This is a genomic window from Streptomyces sp. NPDC059861, from assembly GCF_042731435.1.
GTDB lineage: Bacteria > Actinomycetota > Actinomycetes > Streptomycetales > Streptomycetaceae > Streptomyces.
On the sequence record NZ_JBHWJQ010000020.1, the window covers coordinates 47,556 to 63,959 of the forward strand.

The following is a 16,404-nucleotide window of genomic DNA, read 5'->3' on the forward strand; positions in this document are numbered from 1 at the left end:
CCGTACCCCCTCGGCCCTGGGGGTGCGAACGGTCCAGGAAGCTCACGCGACTCCTCCGAGGCACTCGCGCAGCCGGGTCAGTCCGTCGCGCATCCGGGTCTTGACCGTGCCGAGCGGCAGCGAGAGCCGTTCGGCCACTTCACGGTAGGTGTAGCCGTCGTAGTAGGCGAGGGTGACGGACTCCCGCTGGAGGGCGGTGAGCCGGTTCAGGCACCGGCGCACCCACTCGCGTTCGAGCCCGGCCTCCACCTCCTCGGCGACCTGGTCGAAGGCGGGCGTCCCGGAGCGCAGTGCCTCGCGCTGCTCGCGCTCGCCGGCCGCGCGGGCGCTGCGCACCCGGTCCACGGCACGACGGTGGGCGAGCGTGAGGACCCAGGACAGGGCGCTGCCACGGGCGGGGTCGAAGCGGGCGGCGGACCGCCACAGTTCGAGCAGCACCTCCTGGGCCACCTCCTCGGACTGCGCCGCGTCCCGCACCACTCGCTTGACGAGCCCGAACACGGGCCCGGACACCAGTGCGTAGAGCTCCTCGAACGCCATCTGGTCCCCGCCCGCGACGCGGATCAGCAGTCTGTCCGCCTCCACGCGCTCCCCCTTTCCGCGACCGCACCCCGGCCGCCCCGTCACACCAGACATTCGCAACGCACGCACCTCCGGATGGGGTTACGGATCAGCTCGCCGAAAACGCGGGTCGGGCAGCCGGGAAAACAATTTCCCGTCCGACCAATCCGGTCCACCCCCGGCTTCGAATCCCCGGCGTCAGGCAAGTTGGCACTGAGGACGGACGGCATGACAGCTATCTCCAAGCGCGGCGCGGGACTCAGGAGCGTCGCCACCCTCGTCTGTGGTGCGCTGGCCGCCGGAGGGCTCGCGGCCGCCGGCGTGACGGCACTGGAACCGGGGGCGGCAGCCGCCTCCAGTCACCGGGAGGCCCCGCTGATATCGGGGACCCCGCAGTACGACAACACCGACGTGTACGCGTTCGTCAGCCCGGACAAGCCGGACACGACGACGATCATCGCGAACTGGATCCCGTTCGAGGAGCCGGCCGGCGGACCGAACTTCTTCACGTTCGCCGAGGACGCCCAGTACGACCTCCACATCGACAACAACGGTGACGGACAGGGCGAGCTGCTGTTCCGCTACACGTTCAGGACGCACGTCAAGAACAAGAAGACGTTCCTCTACAACACCGGTGCCGTCGAGACCCTGGACGACAAGGACCTCAACGTCACGCAGACCTACGACATCGAGTTGCTGCGGCTGAAGAAGCAGCGGCTGGTGTCCCGCACGAAGATCGCGGACGACGTCCCGGTCGCGCCGTCGAACGTCGGCAAGGCGTCCATGCCCGACTACGCCGGGCTGCGCAAGGCGGCGGTGCACGAACTGGCGGGCGGCTCCACGACGTTCGCCGGTCAGGCCGACGACCCGTTCTTCCTGGACCTGCGGGTCTTCGACCTGCTCTACGGCGGGAACCTCTCCGAGGTCGGCAACGACACGCTCAAGGGCTACAACGTCAACTCCATCGCCCTCCAGGTGCCCAACCACCTGATCCAGGAGTCCACCCACCAGCCCGTCGTCGGCATCTGGTCGACGACCCAGCGCAAGAACGCCCAGGGGCACTTCCGGCAGGTCTCGCGCCTCGGCAATCCGCTGGTCAACGAGGTCGTCAACCCGATCGAGGACAAGGACACCTTCAACGCGTCCGGGCCCTGGGACGACGCCCAGTTCCTGGAGAACGTCACCCACCCCGAACTGCCCGGGCTGATCGAGGCGATCTACAAGATCCCGGCGCCCGCCGAGCCGCGCAACGACCTGGTCGACGTCTTCCTCAAGGGCGTGAAGGACCTCAACCAGCCGCCCCATGTGACGCCCTCCGAGATGCTGCGCCTGAACACGTCCGTCAAGCCGGCCACGACACCGAAGCGGCTCGGCGTCCTGGACGGCGACAACGCGGGCTTCCCCAACGGCCGCCGTCTCACGGACGACGTGATCGACGCCTCCCTCCAGGTCGTCGAGGGCGAACTGCTCGGCGCCAAGAACGACCTGGGCGACGCGGTGGACAAGAACGACAAGGAGTTCGAGAAGGCCTTCCCGTACCTGGCGCTGCCGACGGAGGGCTCGCGCGGCCCGCTGGCCAAGGGCGCCTCGGGCGGCAACGACGTCCGCAGTCAGATCGGTGACGCCCTCCAGCCCGCCGGCTCGGACGACACGACCCTGATCGCCGCCTCCGCGGGCGCGGGTGCGGGCGGAATCCTGCTGATCGGCGCGGCCCTGATGTGGTGGCGCCGCATGCGGGGCCGCGCGTACTGACGCCCCCACCGAACGGCGCGGCCCGTACCCCTCCCATCCCCCACGGCGCGGGCCGCGCCTCCCCATCGACGTCCCACCCGCCGGCACACCGAGGAGAGGCATGGTCCCGCGTACCAACGACGAAGCGCCGCAGAGTGAGAGCGGCCGCAGGCCGGACGCCCGGGAGTGCGGGGTGGCGGCGGGCGCCGGCGCCCCGGCCCCGTCCGGCGGCACCGCGTCCGCGGCGGGGGACACCGCCGAGCGGGTGGCCCCGCTGCGGCGGGTCCCGGCGCACGGACGGCACTGGCGCCGGGCCCAGCTCGCCGGCTGCGTCGTACTGCTGGCCGTGGCGCTCACCGGAGCGTCGATCGCGGTCGGCAACACGCGGGCCGACGACGGACGGGCCGTGGCCACGACGGGCGGCGGGGTGTCCCCCGCCGCCCTGCTCGGCGGGGGCGACCTGGACGCGGCCGTCTCCGGGCTCCAGACCCATCTCCGTGCGCAGCCGCGCGACTTCGCCGCCTGGGCCACCCTCGGGCTCGGCTACGTCGAACAGGCCAGGGTCGACGGCGACCCCTCCCGCTATCCGCAGGCCGACGAGGCGCTGGACCGCTCGCTCGGCCTGCGTCCCCGCAACGACCAGGCGCTGGCCGGGCGGGCCGCTCTCGCCGCCGCCCGTCACGACTTCACCGGCGCCCTGGAGCACGCCGACCAGGCCCTGGAGCACAACCCCTACAACGAACGCGCCCTGTGCAGCCGTATCGACGCCCTGCTCGAACTCGGCCGGTACGAGCAGGCGGCGAAGGCCGCCCGCACCGCCGACGCCCGGCGGCCGGGCATCCCCGTCTTCACGCGGTACGCCTATGTGCGCGAGCTGCGCGGCGACGTCGGCACCGCCCACCGGGTCCTCGAGCAGGCCCTCGACGCCGCCGCCACACCGGCCGACACCGCCTACATCGCCACCGCGCTCGGCCAACTCGCCTGGAACCAGGGCGACCACGCGAGTGCCTTGCGGCACTACGCCCGCGCCCTCGCCGCCGACGACGGCTACCTTCCCGCCCTGGAGGGGCGGGCCCGCGCGCAGGCGGCGGACGGCGACCGTGCCGGAGCCGTGCGGGGCATGGAGGCGGTCGTCGCCCGTGCCCCGCTGCCCGGCGCGCTCGTCGCTCTCGGCGAGCTGTACGAAGCGGGCGGCGAGCGGGCCAAGGCCCGTGAGCAGTACGCCCTCGTCCACGCCTGGACCTCCCTCGCGCGCGCGGGTGGCGTCAACGCCGACCTCGACACCGCGCTCGCCGCCGCCGACCACGGTGACGCGAAGCTCGCCCTGAAGGCCGCCCGCGCCGAGTGGGACCGGCGCCGGACCGTGCACACCGCGGACGCCCTCGCCTGGGCGCTGCACGTCAACGGACGTGACGAGGAGGCCCTGCCGTACGCCCGCCGGGCCACCGCCACCGGCTACCGCAACGCCGCCTTCCTGTACCACCGCGGCATGATCGAGCTGGCCACGGGCCGCGCACAGCAGGCCCGCGCCTCCCTTACGGCGGCCCTGAGACTGAACCCCGGCTTCTCCCCGCTGGGCGCCCGCGAGGCCCGTACGGCCCTGAAGTCCCTGGAGGCGGCCGGGTGAAGCTCCCTCGTCTCCTCGCCGTCCTGGCCGCCACCGGCGCCCTTCTGCTCGTCCCCGCCGGCACCGCGTCCGCGCACCCGCTCGGCAACTTCACCGTCAACCACTACGACGGCCTGGTCGCCGCCCCCGGTGAACTCCGCGTCGACCACGTCGAGGACCTCGCCGAGATCCCCGCGACCCAGGCCGCACCCGACGTCGAGCGGCTCGGCCTGAGCGGGTGGGCGAGGCAGCGGTGCGCCACCGCCGCCCGGGACAGCGAGGTCACCGTCGACGGGCGCTCGGTGCCCCTCCGGGTCACCGGCAGCCAGGCGCGCGTGCGGCCCGGTCAGGCGGGGCTCGACACCCTCAGGCTGGAGTGCGGACTGACCGCTCCCCTTCCCGAGGGCGACCCCGCCACCGTCGGATTCCGCAGCGCCGGTGCCGGCTCGGGGCCCGGCTGGCGGGAGGTCACCGCGCGCGGGGACCGTACGACGCTCACCGCGTCGGACGTGCCCGAGGAGTCGGTGTCGCGCCAACTGACCGCCTACCCGGAGGAGTTGTTGTCGTCCCCGGCCGACACCGGTTCCGCCGCGCTGCGGACTCGGCCCGGCGGTCCCGCCCTGGCCGAGGAACGGGGCGACGCGCCCGCCGCGTCCGTCCTGCCGCGCGGCGCCGACCGCTGGACCAGGGCCCTGGACTCGCTGGTCGCCCGCCAGGACCTCACCGCCGGTTTCGCCGCCCTCGCCCTGCTCGTCGCGACCGGCCTGGGCGCCCTGCACGCCCTCGCACCGGGACACGGCAAGACGCTGATGGCGGCCACCGCGGCGGCCCACGGCGGCCGGGCCCGCATGAAGGACGTCCTGCCCCTGGCCGCCTCCGTCACGGTCACCCACACCCTCGGCGTGGTCGCCCTCGGTCTCCTGGTCACGGGCGGCTCCGCGGCGGCCCCCTCGGTGGTCGCCTGGCTCGGCATCGCGAGCGGCGTCCTGGTGACCCTGGCGGGAGCGGGCCTGGTCCGGCGGGCGATCCGGAACCGCGGGCACGCCCCGGCTCATGTGCACGAGCACGGTCGGGAGCACGGCCACGACGGCCACGAGCACGCACACGCGGCCGACCACCGGGACCACGCGCACCACCACGGGGGACACGACCACCCGCACGACCACGGCGACCACCCGCACGAACACGGGGGACACGACCGCCCGCACCCCGGCCACCACACCCCTGCCGCTCCTCACGCCCACACCCACACCCACGGGCGCCACACCCACTCCCACCCCGTCGCCCCCACCCTGCGCGGCACGATCCTCATGGGCTTCGCCGGTGGCATGGTCCCCAGTCCCTCCGCGGTCGTCGTGCTCGTGGGAGCCGCGGCCCTCGGACACGCCTGGTTCGGGCTGTTGCTCGTCGTCGCCTACGGCGCCGGCCTGGCGCTCACCCTGACCGCCGCCGGTTTCGCCGTCGTGAGGTTCGGTGCCGGAGTGAGCCGCGCGCTGGTCCGGCGGCCGCGCTGGACCGCCAACCCCCTGGCCGCGCTGGTCCGCCGCGGCGCACCGGTTGGTTCCGCCTTCGTCGTCGTGGCCCTGGGCGCCGGATTGGTGCTCAGGGGGGCGGCAACGGCATTCGGGTGAGCTACTTTTGGGGAGAAATCAGACGACACATCACTCGCGGCTGCGAAGGGGGGCGCCCGTGTCCGTGCAACCGGGCAGTGAACGCGTGATCGCCGGCCGGTACCGCCTGCTGTCGCCGCTCGGCGAGGGCGGGATGGGCACCGTGTGGCGCGCCCGCGACGAGGTGCTGAACCGCGAGGTCGCCGTCAAGGAGGTACGCGCCCCGGCCGGCCTGGCGGCCTCCGACGTGGAGCGGATGTACGCCCGCCTGGAGCGCGAGGCCTGGGCGGCGGCGCGGGTCGCCAACCGCAACGTCGTGACCGTGTACGACGTCGCCACGGAGGAGGGCCGGCCCTGGATCGTGATGGAGCTGGTCCGCGGCATCTCGCTGGCGGACCAGTTGGACGCCGAGGGCCCGCTGCCGCCGCGGCGCGCGGCGCGCATCGGCGCCGAGGTGCTGTCCGCGCTGCGCGCCGCGCACGAGGCCGGGGTGCTGCACAGGGACGTGAAGCCGGCCAACGTCCTGCTGTCGAACGACGACCGGGTCGTCCTCACCGACTTCGGCATCGCGACGGTCGAGGGCAGCTCCGCGCTGACCATGACCGGCGAGGTCGTCGGCTCGCCCGAGTTCCTGGCACCGGAGCGGGCGCTGGGCCGCACGCCGGGGCCGGAGTCCGACCTGTGGTCGCTGGGCGTGCTGCTGTACGCGACGGTCGAGGGCCACTCCCCGTTCCGGCACGACACCCCGCTGAGCACCCTGCGCGCGATCGTCGACGAGGAGCCGCCGCCACCACACCGGGCCGGCCCGCTCACCCCGGTGATCGAGGGGCTGCTGCGCAAGGACCCGGCCGAGCGGATGTCGCCCGAACAGGCCGAGCGGGATCTGCGGTTGGTCGCTGCCGGGGGCACCCCCTCCGCCGGAGGCACCCGGCGTGCGGACACCGCGCCGACGACGCCGTACACCCCGTATCCCCCCACGATCGCCGAGCACCGGCAGCCGCCGTCCCCCACCCCGCCGCGGCCGGTCCCGGCCGCCGCCACCACGACGACCGCCGAGCCGCGCCGCGACCGTCGCGCCGTCACCGCACTGATAGCGGGCATCGCTGCGCTGGTGCTGGCCGCCGGCGGGCTGACCTACGCGCTCCTCAACGACAACGGCGACGGCGGCGGCGGGACGGCGGGGGGCACCGACACGTCCGCGCCGGAGGCGACGGGGCCGACGGAATCGACCCCGCGGGAGGAGAGCACCACCGGCGGCGAGGCCACGACCCCGACTCCGAGTGCGACACCTTCGTCCACTCCCCCGCCCCAGACGGTGACCGTCAGCCTCGCCGGCTCCCGCACCGACTACTCCGGCCCCTGCCCGCCGCCGGACGACCGGGCGCCCGCGTTCACGGCGACCTTCACGGTGGGCAGGCTCCCGGCCGAGGTGGACTACCGGTGGGTGACCCGGGACGGCCGGGTGACCGACCCGGGCTGGCGGACGCTGTCGTTCCCGGAGGGCGGGGAGCGGACCCGGCAGGACCGGGTGATCGTGACGACGTACGAGGAGAGCGGTACGTACGAGAACGCACTCGGCGTCGAGGTCCGGGAGCCGGTGCGGGTCACGTCCGAGGTCGTGGCGTTCTCCGTGACCTGTGTGACGGAGACCCCGACGGGCGGGGTCTCCTCCTCACCTTCTGCTACGCCTGCTCCCTGAGGGTCAGGCGACGCTGTCGAGCACCGGCAGATAGCCGCCGGACTGCCCGCTCGCGGTCGGGTGGTACGAGTCGCCGATGTTGAGCCAGTTGACGCTGTGCAACCAGGAGGAGCCGGAGCAGATCTCGTGGCCGGTGAAGGTGGTGCGGACGTCGGCGAAGGTGAAGCCGTGGTCCAGGGCGCGCTTCTCGATGGCGGTGTTCAGGAGGTCGGAGGCGTCGTTGATGGCCCTGCGCTTGGTCTCGGACAGACCGAGGCAGGCCTGGCCGAGCTTGTAGAAGCGGGGGTAGCCGATGACGACGACGTGGGCGGAGGGGGCCCTGCTGCGGATCGTCGCGTAGACGTTGTCGAGCTTGCCGGGGAGCGTGGTGTCGACGTACGCACGCGCGGTGTTGATACGGGAGACGCAGGCGCTGTCGGACTGGAGCACGCACGTCGTCATGACGTCCGCGAAGCCGGCGTCGTTGCCGCCGACGCTGATCGAGACCAGGCCGGTGCTCGCGTTGACGGGCGCCAGCTGACCGGCGAGAACTTCATCCGTTCGGGCGCCCGAGCAGGCGGTGAAGTGGAACGTGGAGGGTGAGTTGGCGGCGGCCCAGAGGTACGGGTACGCCCGCGTGCTGCGCTTGCAGTCGCCGCTGGAGCTGATGTAGCTGCCCGCGCCGACGCCGGAGGAGTAGGAGTCGCCGAGCGCCACATAGCTGGTGGCGGCGGCCTCCGACGCCTGCGCCGAGGCGGCGCCGGTGAGGGCGGCCGTGGCGGCGAGGAGGAGTGAGCCGAGGAACACGACAAGTCGGGAACGTCTCATGGAACCTCCGTTTAGCAGGATCTCTGCCTCAACCGTGGTACCAACTACGCGTGTTGAATGGAAGTGTCCATGCCAAAACTTTTCGGCCGTGAGACCGGTGGGCCTGATGTGACAGGCCGTCACCCGGAGGCGGACCGCCCTCTCCGGGGAACGTAATTTCGGATCGCAGAGAGCGCATTCCGCGTCTTGACGGCTCCCTGAGGGCTGCGCGACATTGAAGCCCGGCATCCGGCGCTTCAGGGGGCAAAGTCGCCAATGCAGACCATCCGTGCGAAGACAGATGCATCAGACGCGTCAGACGGCGCCGAGCGGACACGGCCCGGTTCGGGGAGGGACCTGGCTCTCGCGCTCGCGGGCGCCGCGACCGCCGTCGGCGGGATCGGCGCGCTGCTCGCACTCATCGAGTCCGACTCGCCACTGCGCGGTCCGTTCACGTTGTTCTTCCTGCTGGCGGCGCCGGCCACAGCCATCGCCGCGGCACTCGACGGGCTCGATCCGCTCGGCCGCGCGATCGTGGCGCTGGCGGGCGCGATCGCCGTCGACATGCTGGTGGCCCAGGGCCTGCTGGCCCTGCACCTGTGGTCGGTACGCGGCGGCATCGTGGCCGTGACCGCCCTCAGCGCCCTCACCCTCCTGCTGGTTCTGGTACGGCGCCTAGGTGGCCGCACCGCGAGAAGACAGGGCCTGTGACGTGGACATCAGTGTGTACCGCCCGGGCGAGTTGACCGCCGCCGACCGGGCGGCCTGGACGGCGATGCAGGCCAAGGCCCATCTGCACGATGCGCCCGAGCTCGCGAACCCGTTCCTGTCCCCGGAGTTCGCGCTGGCCGTGGGCCGGTGCAGACGGGGCGTACGGATCGCGGTGGCCCGCGAGGACGGCGAGCCCGCCGCCTTCCTCCCGTTCCAGAGAACCGCAGCCGGGGTCGGCCGGGCCGTCGGACTCGGCGTCTCCGACGCACAGGGCGTGGTGCACCGCCCCGGGTTCACCTGGGACGCCCGCGAGCTGCTGCGGGCCTGCGGGCTCGCCGTATGGGAGTTCGACCACCTGGTGGAAGGCCAGCGGCCGTTCGAGGCGCACGCCTCCGGCACCTTCCCGTCCCCGGTCATCGACGTCGACCAGGGCTACGAGGCGTATCTGACCCGGCTGCGCGGCCAGTCGCCGAAGTTCACCAGGTCCACGCTCGCCAAGGAGCGCAAGCTCGGCCGGGACGCCGGCGAGGTCGTGTACGTCCACGACGAGCGGGACCCGGCCGCGCTGCGCACGCTGATGGAGTGGAAGTCCGCGCAGTACCGCAGGACCGGGCGCAGCGACCGTTTCGCGCACGAGTGGATCACCCGGCTGGTGGAGCAGTTGTTCCACACCCGCTCGGAGCCGTTCGCGGGGATCCTGTCGGTGCTGTACGCGGGCGGCAGACCGATCGCCGCGCATTTCGGGCTGCGCACCGAACGGGTGCTCGCCTGCTGGTTCCCGGCGTACGACCCGGCGTACTCGAAATACTCCCCGGGGCTGGTGCTGCATCTGCGGATGGCCGAGGGGGCCGCCGCCGACGGGATCTCCTATCTCGATCTCGGGCGGGGACCGAAGGAATACAAGGATTCCCTGAAGACACGGGAAATTCTCGTGTCCGAAGGGTGGGTGACGCGACGTCATCCCGTGGCGTTCGGGCATCGAGCCCGGCGTGCGCCGGTACGCGCGCTGCGCAATGTCGTGGCGGCGAGACCGGAGTTGTTCCAGCCGGCGGACAAACTGCTGAAGCAAATGGGCAAGATCCGGTCAGGCCGCCGGTAACGGCCATACCAACTAAAAGGTGAGGGGAGGTCCCAGGTCTTGCCATAAGGAGTGATTCGTCAATACCGTCATACATCTCATCCGCACCGGACCATCATCACAGGGGACCCAGGGGAGGGCTCAGGGGCCGTGGTGCTGTGCCGGAGCGGCGCGCGGTGGGGGGTGCCGTGCTCGGAGACGCCTGAGGTGTGCCCGAGCCGTTCCGCGCAACCGGCTGCCATATCCGGGGGCTGGTGAGCTGTGCCAGTACAAACCCCCCTTTCGAACCGGACAAAGAGCCGGGCCGCCCGGGGGTGGGCGGTCCACCGGACGAGAGGGACCAACTCATGAGCTCTGTTCTGGGCTCGGCGACAGCCGACCAGAATCCGACGACGGCCGGCGCCTACCGGCCGATATCCACACACCTGGCGATCACACCGCCGGTGAGTGTGGTGATTCCCGCCATGAACGAGGCGGAGAATCTCCCGTACGTCTTCAAGACCCTTCCGGACTGGATCCACGAAGTGGTCCTGGTGGACGGCAATTCCACCGACGACACCGTGGAGGTCGCCCGTGGGCTGTGGCCGGACGTGAAGGTCGTCGAACAGCGCGGAAAGGGCAAGGGCGACGCGCTGATCACCGGATTCGAGGCGTGCACCGGCGACATCATCGTGATGGTCGACGCGGACGGCTCGGCCGACGGCAACGAGATCGTCAGCTATGTCTCCGCGCTGGTCTCCGGCGCGGACTTCGCCAAGGGGTCCCGGTTCGCCAACGGCGGCGGCACCGACGACATGACCTTCATCCGCAAGATGGGCAACCGCACGCTGTGCGCGGTCGTCAACCGCAAGTTCGGCGCCCGGTACACCGACCTGTGCTACGGCTACAACGCCTTCTGGCGGCACTGCCTCGACAAGATCGACCTCGATTGCACCGGCTTCGAGGTCGAGACGCTGATGAACATCCGGGTGGTCAAGGCCGGACTGAAGGTGCAGGAGATCCCCAGCCACGAGTACCTCCGCATCCACGGCACCAGCAACCTCAGGGCGGTGCGCGACGGGCTGCGGGTGCTGAAGGTGATCCTGCGGGAGCGCTCGAACCGGCGCGCGCTGCGCCGCCGCAACCACCCCTCGCCGATGCTCGACTCGTCCCGGGGAGAGATCTCTTGAGCGATCCCGGCATCTCCGTCGTGATCTGCGTCTACACCGAGGACCGCTGGGAGGACATCCTCGCGGCCGTCGACTCGGTGCGGGCGCAGTCCCGGCCGGCCCTGGAGACGCTCCTGGTCGTGGACCACAACGCGGCGCTCCTGGACCGACTCGCCCGGGAGTACAAGGAGTCCGAGGAGGACGCCGTCGTGCGGGTGCTCGCCAACGCGGGCCCCCGCGGCCTGTCCGCCGGCCGCAACACCGGCATCGCCGCCGCGCACGGCGACGTGATCGCCTTCCTCGACGACGACGCCGTCGCCGAACGCGACTGGCTGCGGCACTTCGCCGCGTCCTACGCCGACCCGCGCGTGATGGCGGTCGGCGGCCGTACGGTGCCCGTCTGGGCGTCGGGGCGCCGGCCGGTCTGGTTCCCGGAGGAGTTCGACTGGGTGGTCGGCTGCACCTACCGGGGCCTGCCACCCGGCCGGGTCCGGGTCCGCAACGTGCTGGGCGGCAACGCGTCCTTCCGCCGCACGGCGTTCGACGCGGCGGGCGGCTTCGCCACCGGCATCGGCCGGGACGGCGACAAACGCCCGCTGGGCTGCGAGGAGACGGAGCTGTGCATCCGTCTGACCCGCGCCGTGCCCGAGGCGGTGCTGCTGATCGACGACCGCGCGGTGATCCACCACCGGGTGCCGTCGGGCCGCGAGCGGTTCGGCTACTTCCGCACCCGCACGTACGCCGAGGGCCTGTCGAAGGCGCTTGTGGCGCGGAGCGTGGGCGCGCAGAAAGGGCTGGAGTCCGAACGCCGGTACACGACCCGGGTGCTGCCGGCCGGGGTGGCGCGCGGTCTGCGGGACGCGGTGCTGGCCCGGCCGGGCGGCGCGGGCAGGGCGGGGGCGATCGTCGCGGGCGTGTGCGCGGCGGCCGGCGGCTATGTCGTGGGCAGCGTGCGGGCGCGCAGGAGCGGCACGGCGTTCGCGGTGACGCCGATCGGGGGCAGCGGACGTGACTGACACGCGTGTGCCGATACTGATGTACCACGCGGTCGCGTCCGAGCCGAACGACGCGACCCGGGCCCTGTCGGTCACTCCCGAGGCCTTCGCGCGGCAGATGGAGGTCATCGGCGACCTGGGGCTCGCCCCGCTCACCACGGCCGAGCTCGCGGGGCGCTGGCGCTCCGGCCGTCCGCTGCCGCCGCGCCCGGTCCTGGTCACCTTCGACGACGGCTACGAGGGGGTCCACGGCCACGCCCTGCCCGTGCTCGCCGAGCACGGCTTCCCGGCCACGCTGTTCGTCTCCACCGGCTGGATCGCGGGCGCCCACGACACCGGGGGCGGCCTGGACCGGATGCTCGACTGGGACCAGGTGCGCGAACTGGCCGCCTCGGGAATCGAGATCGGCGGTCACAGCCACAGTCACCCGCAGCTCGACCAGCTCGGCGACGACGCCCTGCGCTTCGAGCTGAGCCGCTGCCGCGACGTCGTCGCCGCCGAACTGGGCGCCCCGCCCGTGTCGTTCGCCTACCCGTACGGCTACTCCAGCCGCCGGGTCCGCCAGGAGGTGCGGGCGACGGGGTACGGCCAGGCGCTCGCAGTCGGCAACGACCTCGCCCGCCCCGCCCAGGGGCCGTACGCCCTGCGCCGTGTCACCGTGCGCCGCAGCACCGGGATCGAGGAGTTCGAGCGGCTCGTCGAGGGCCGCTCGATCACCCGCACCTTCGTCAGGGACCGCGCCCTCACCAAGGGCTACGCGATGGTCCGCAGAGCACGTCAGGTTCGCCGGAAGGCCACCCGTACCCGTGTCTGACACGACCACCACCACACAGGCCGCACCGACCGGGAAGGAGCCCACCGAGCAGCCCCGGCGCCGCTTGCGGCTGCCGGGTCTCGGCCGGTCGCCGGGCGGCGGCCAGCTGCTGCTGCGCAACGCCTACGCCCTGATGCTGAACACCGGCATCTCCGCCGTACTCGGCCTCGGCTACTGGCTGCTCGCGGCCCGCCACTACTCCGAGGCGGCGGTCGGGCAGGGGTCCGCAGCGATCGCCGCGATGAAGCTCCTCGCGGGGCTCACCGCGGTGACGCTCACCGGTGCCCTGGCCCGGTTCATACCGGTCGCCGGCCGTGGCACCGGACGGCTGATCTTCCGTACGTACGCGGGCAGTTCGCTCGTGGTGGCGCTGGCGGCAGGCGTGTTCCTGCTGACGCTGGACGTGTGGGGACCGTCGTACCGCTTCCTGCATTCGCCGCTGCCGGCCGCCGGTTTCGTGGTGGCCGTCGTCGCCTGGAACCTGCTCACCCTCCAGGACGGGGTGCTCACCGGGCTGCGCAACGCGCTGTGGGTGCCGGTCGGGAACACCGTCTTCTCGGCGGTGAAGCTGGGGCTGCTGATCGCGTTCGCGGTGGCGATCCCGATGGCCGGGGTCTTCGTCTCCTGGGTCGCGGCCATCGCCACCTCGGTGCTGCCGCTGGGCTGGCTGGTGTTCCGGCGGCTGGTGCCCCGGCACGTGCGGGCGACCGAGGACCAGGCGCGCACGCCGGCGCTGCGGGAGGTCGGCCGCTTCCTGGCGGGCGACTGGACGGGATCGCTGTTCTCGCTCGCCGTGGTCTATCTGGTGCCGGTGATCGTGGCCGCGCAGGTCGGCGCCGAGGACAACGCGTACTTCTACATCACCGCCACCATCGGCGGCACGGTCAACCTGCTCGCCATCAACATGGGTGCCTCGCTGACCGTCGAGGGCTCGCACGACCCGGGCCGGCTCGCCGCCAACACCCGGGCCGCCCTGCGGCGGATGGCCCGGATCATGCTGCCGGTCGCCGCGGTGCTGTTCTTCGGCGCGCCCTGGATCCTCGGCGTCTTCGGCGCCGGGTACGCGGAGGCGGCCACGCCGCTGTTGCGCTGGTTCGCCGCCGGGGCGGTGCTGCGGGTGGTGATGGAGACGTACTTCGCGGTGCTGCGCGCCCAGAGCCGTACCGCGGGGCTGGCCTGGTTGCAGGGGCTGCTGTGCGCGCTGGTGCTCGGCCTGACGCTGGTGCTGCTGCCGCGGATGGGGCTGACCGGGGCGGGCGTCGCCGAGATCGTCAGTCTCTCGGTGATCGTGGCGATCGCCGCGCCCAGGCTGTACCGCACCGTCCGGGGTGCCGCGTCCGACGTCCCGCCCGGCGCGGCACCCGACGGGGACCTGGCCGACCTGGGGGCGCGCGAGGTCGCGGTGGCGCCCGGGCCGGCGGGGCGCAGGCGCGGACCGGCCTGGGCGCTGGACAGCGACACCCTCGTGCTGGGCCTCCCGGTCGACTTCGACCATCAGGAACGGCGGCCGGACGTACGGCCGGGGCCGGGGACGCCGCCCACGGGGGTGAGTGTGGTGGAAGCGCCGGTGCCGGCAAGGAAGCCGGAGCCCGTCGCGGGCACGGTGGCGCGGGACGCGCGTGCGCGGGTCCCTCGGCGGCAGCGGCTGATGCCCTCCCCCCTCGGTGTGGTCCTCGGCTGTCTGCTGGCCGCCGCGCTGCTGCTCTACTGGGTTCCGGCGTCCGGCCTGGGCGAGGCCGACCTGGACCGCATGGGCGGGCTGGGCCTGGTCTCCGTCCTGCCCCTCCCGACGCTGATCGGCGCCGCGCTGCTGGTCGTGGTGTTCGCCGCGCTGCTGTGGCCCGGCCGTGAGCACCGGACGCTGCTGCTGGTCACGCTGCTGGCGACGGTCGTGTCGCTGCACGCGCTGCCCGCCGTCGTCGAGACCGAGCCCCGGTTCGCCACGGCCTGGCAGCATCTCGGTTTCCTCGACCACATCGACCGCACCGGCACGGCCGTACCCGACCTGGACGCGCGCTGGAGCTGGCCCGGGTTCTTCGCGGTGGCCGCCTTCGTCGCCCAGGCCTGTGGGGTCGGCGACTTCACCGAGGTGATCCGCTGGTGGCCGCTGACCGTCCAGCTGCTCTACCTGGCACCGCTGTTCCTGCTGACCCGCGCACTACGGGCGAGCTGGCGCGCCCGGTGGGCCGGTGTGTGGATCTTCGTGCTGAGCGGCTGGGTCGGCCAGGACTACTTCTCCCCGCAGGGCTTCACCTATCTGCTGTATCTCGTCCTGGTGGCGGTCCTGCTGGTCTGGTTCCGCGCCCCGCGCGTGATCTGGACGAGGCTCGGCCCCGGCGAGGCGGAGGTGCAGCCGACGGGCCGGCGGCAGCGGGCGGTGCTGCTGCTCGTCGTGATCGGCCTGTTCGCGGCGACCGTCCCGGCCCACCAGCTCACGCCCTTCGTGATGCTGGGCGTGGTCACTGTCCTGGTGCTCCTCGGCATGTCCGAACTGCGCGGGCTGCCTGTCCTGTTCGGCGTGATGGTCGTGTCCTGGATCGGCTTCATGGCCGAGCCGTACTGGTCCGGGCACTTCGACGAGCTGTTCGGCGGCGTGGGGGGCGTCGGCGGCAATGTGTCGTCGTCGGTGTCCGGGCGGATCGAGGGCGGGAGCTCCACCCACAAACTCGTGCTGTACACGCGCGTGGCGCTGGCCGGCGGGATGCTGGCCCTCGCCTGCTGGGGCTGGTGGCGGCGGCGCGCGCACAGGTACCACGAGCGGTCGCTACTGGTCCTGACCTTCGTGCCCTTCCTCGGCTTCGGCATGCAGTCCTACGGCGGCGAGATGGCGTTGCGCGTCTTCCTGTTCGCGCTGCCCGGCGCTGCCCTGCTGGCGGGCCTCGCGCTCTTCCCGCGCGCCGGCCTGCCCGCCGGGACACGGAACAGGTACCGGGCGAGCCTCGCCCCGCTGGCCGCGCTGACGGCGGGGCTGGTGCTGATGGGCGGGTTCCTGGTGGCGCGGTGGGGCAACGAGCCGTTCGAGCGGGTGCGGCCCGGCGAGGTCGCCGCCATGGAGTTCGTGTACGCGCACGACGACCCGAGCGTGCGGCTGCTGTGGCTCAGCGACGACCCGCTGGAGACCGTGACGCCCGCGATGCCGTGGGGCGCGCGGGACATGGAGAAGGTGGAGTACGTGCCGACGCAGGCGCCGGCCGACCCGGCGCTGGTGTCGGGCCTGGTCAAGGCGTTGAAGGACGCCGGTCCCAACGCGTATCTGATGATCAACAGCGGTCAGGTCACCTATCTCCGCATGGATGTCGGCTACGCGGCCGCCTGGGAGCCCCGGCTGATCCGGAACCTGGACGGGCGGCCGGAGCTGCGGCGGGTCTTCGCCAACGCGGACGTGACGATCTATGCCCTGGCCAGGCAGCCGGCCGGCCCCGTCCCCGAGGCCGATCCCGGCCCACCGGGACCGCTGGTGACCTGGACCCCCTGGTCGGTGGTGGGCGCCCTCGCGGCCGTCGCGCTGATGGTGCTGCTGTCGGCACGGGAGGTGATCCGGGTGGCGACGCGGCCGAGCGTGCGGCAACTGCGCCGGCTGCAGGGCAGCTTCTGGTTCTCCCTGCCACTGCTGGCGGTGCTGTGCGCGGCGCTGGTGCAGCGCTTCCTGACGATGAAGTGACGCG

At 72.7% G+C, this 16,404-nt stretch carries 12 protein-coding genes; 10 read left to right on the forward strand and 2 right to left on the reverse strand.

Annotated elements, in window-relative coordinates; translation table 11 throughout:
• Window positions 1-42 precede the first annotated feature (42 nt).
• Entirely contained in the window at window positions 43-585 is a 543-nt protein-coding gene (locus tag ACFV6X_RS19170) for a sigma-70 family RNA polymerase sigma factor (protein ID WP_385384938.1), read from the reverse strand.
• Window positions 586-789: 204 nt separating this feature from the next.
• Here ACFV6X_RS19170 and ACFV6X_RS19175 point away from each other — a divergent pair, with 204 nt between their 5' ends.
• The 4 genes from ACFV6X_RS19175 (at window position 790) to ACFV6X_RS19190 (ending at window position 7,207) form a co-directional block, all read left to right on the forward strand.
• Window positions 790-2,313 (forward strand): DUF4331 domain-containing protein, encoded by a 1,524-nt coding sequence (locus ACFV6X_RS19175; RefSeq protein ID WP_385384940.1) that lies wholly within the window; start codon window positions 790-792, stop codon window positions 2,311-2,313.
• Window positions 2,314-2,413: 100 nt separating this feature from the next.
• Window positions 2,414-3,919: a tetratricopeptide repeat protein gene (locus ACFV6X_RS19180; RefSeq protein WP_385384943.1), complete on the forward strand. Its 1,506-nt coding sequence runs from the start codon at window positions 2,414-2,416 to the stop codon at window positions 3,917-3,919.
• Window positions 3,916-5,529 carry a nickel transporter gene (locus tag ACFV6X_RS19185; RefSeq protein ID WP_385384946.1) on the forward strand — a complete coding sequence of 538 codons (1,614 nt, stop codon included), beginning with the start codon at window positions 3,916-3,918 and terminating at the stop codon, window positions 5,527-5,529. Before ACFV6X_RS19180 ends, ACFV6X_RS19185 begins: the two co-directional genes overlap by 4 nt.
• A gap of 58 nt (window positions 5,530-5,587) precedes the next feature.
• Entirely contained in the window at window positions 5,588-7,207 is a 1,620-nt protein-coding gene (locus ACFV6X_RS19190; protein ID WP_385384948.1) for a serine/threonine-protein kinase, read from the forward strand.
• A 3-nt stretch (window positions 7,208-7,210) separates the two neighbouring features.
• Here the strand turns inward: ACFV6X_RS19190 and ACFV6X_RS19195 are convergent, their stop codons facing one another.
• Entirely contained in the window at window positions 7,211-8,014 is an 804-nt protein-coding gene (locus ACFV6X_RS19195; RefSeq protein ID WP_365448289.1) for an SGNH/GDSL hydrolase family protein, read from the reverse strand.
• Between the two features lie 255 nt (window positions 8,015-8,269).
• Between ACFV6X_RS19195 and ACFV6X_RS19200 the strand changes: the two genes are divergently transcribed.
• From ACFV6X_RS19200 to ACFV6X_RS19225, 6 genes are all read left to right on the forward strand, one after another.
• Window positions 8,270-8,704, forward strand: coding sequence for a hypothetical protein (locus ACFV6X_RS19200; protein ID WP_365448287.1), 435 nt, complete (start codon window positions 8,270-8,272; stop codon window positions 8,702-8,704).
• A gap of 1 nt (window position 8,705) precedes the next feature.
• Window positions 8,706-9,803: a GNAT family N-acetyltransferase gene (locus ACFV6X_RS19205; protein WP_385384951.1), complete on the forward strand. Its 1,098-nt coding sequence runs from the start codon at window positions 8,706-8,708 to the stop codon at window positions 9,801-9,803.
• A gap of 326 nt (window positions 9,804-10,129) precedes the next feature.
• The gene (locus ACFV6X_RS19210; protein WP_385384953.1) at window positions 10,130-10,951 is read left to right on the forward strand and encodes a glycosyltransferase family 2 protein; all 822 of its coding nucleotides are present in this window, start codon (window positions 10,130-10,132) and stop codon (window positions 10,949-10,951) included.
• The gene (locus ACFV6X_RS19215; protein ID WP_385384956.1) at window positions 10,948-11,946 is read left to right on the forward strand and encodes a glycosyltransferase; all 999 of its coding nucleotides are present in this window, start codon (window positions 10,948-10,950) and stop codon (window positions 11,944-11,946) included. Before ACFV6X_RS19210 ends, ACFV6X_RS19215 begins: the two co-directional genes overlap by 4 nt.
• On the forward strand, window positions 11,939-12,739 hold the full coding sequence (locus tag ACFV6X_RS19220; protein ID WP_385384959.1) for a polysaccharide deacetylase family protein: 801 nt from the start codon (window positions 11,939-11,941) through the stop codon (window positions 12,737-12,739). The genes ACFV6X_RS19215 and ACFV6X_RS19220 overlap by 8 nt, the downstream gene beginning before the upstream one ends.
• Window positions 12,732-16,400: a lipopolysaccharide biosynthesis protein gene (locus ACFV6X_RS19225; RefSeq protein WP_385384962.1), complete on the forward strand. Its 3,669-nt coding sequence runs from the start codon at window positions 12,732-12,734 to the stop codon at window positions 16,398-16,400. The genes ACFV6X_RS19220 and ACFV6X_RS19225 overlap by 8 nt, the downstream gene beginning before the upstream one ends.
• Window positions 16,401-16,404 lie beyond the last annotated feature (4 nt).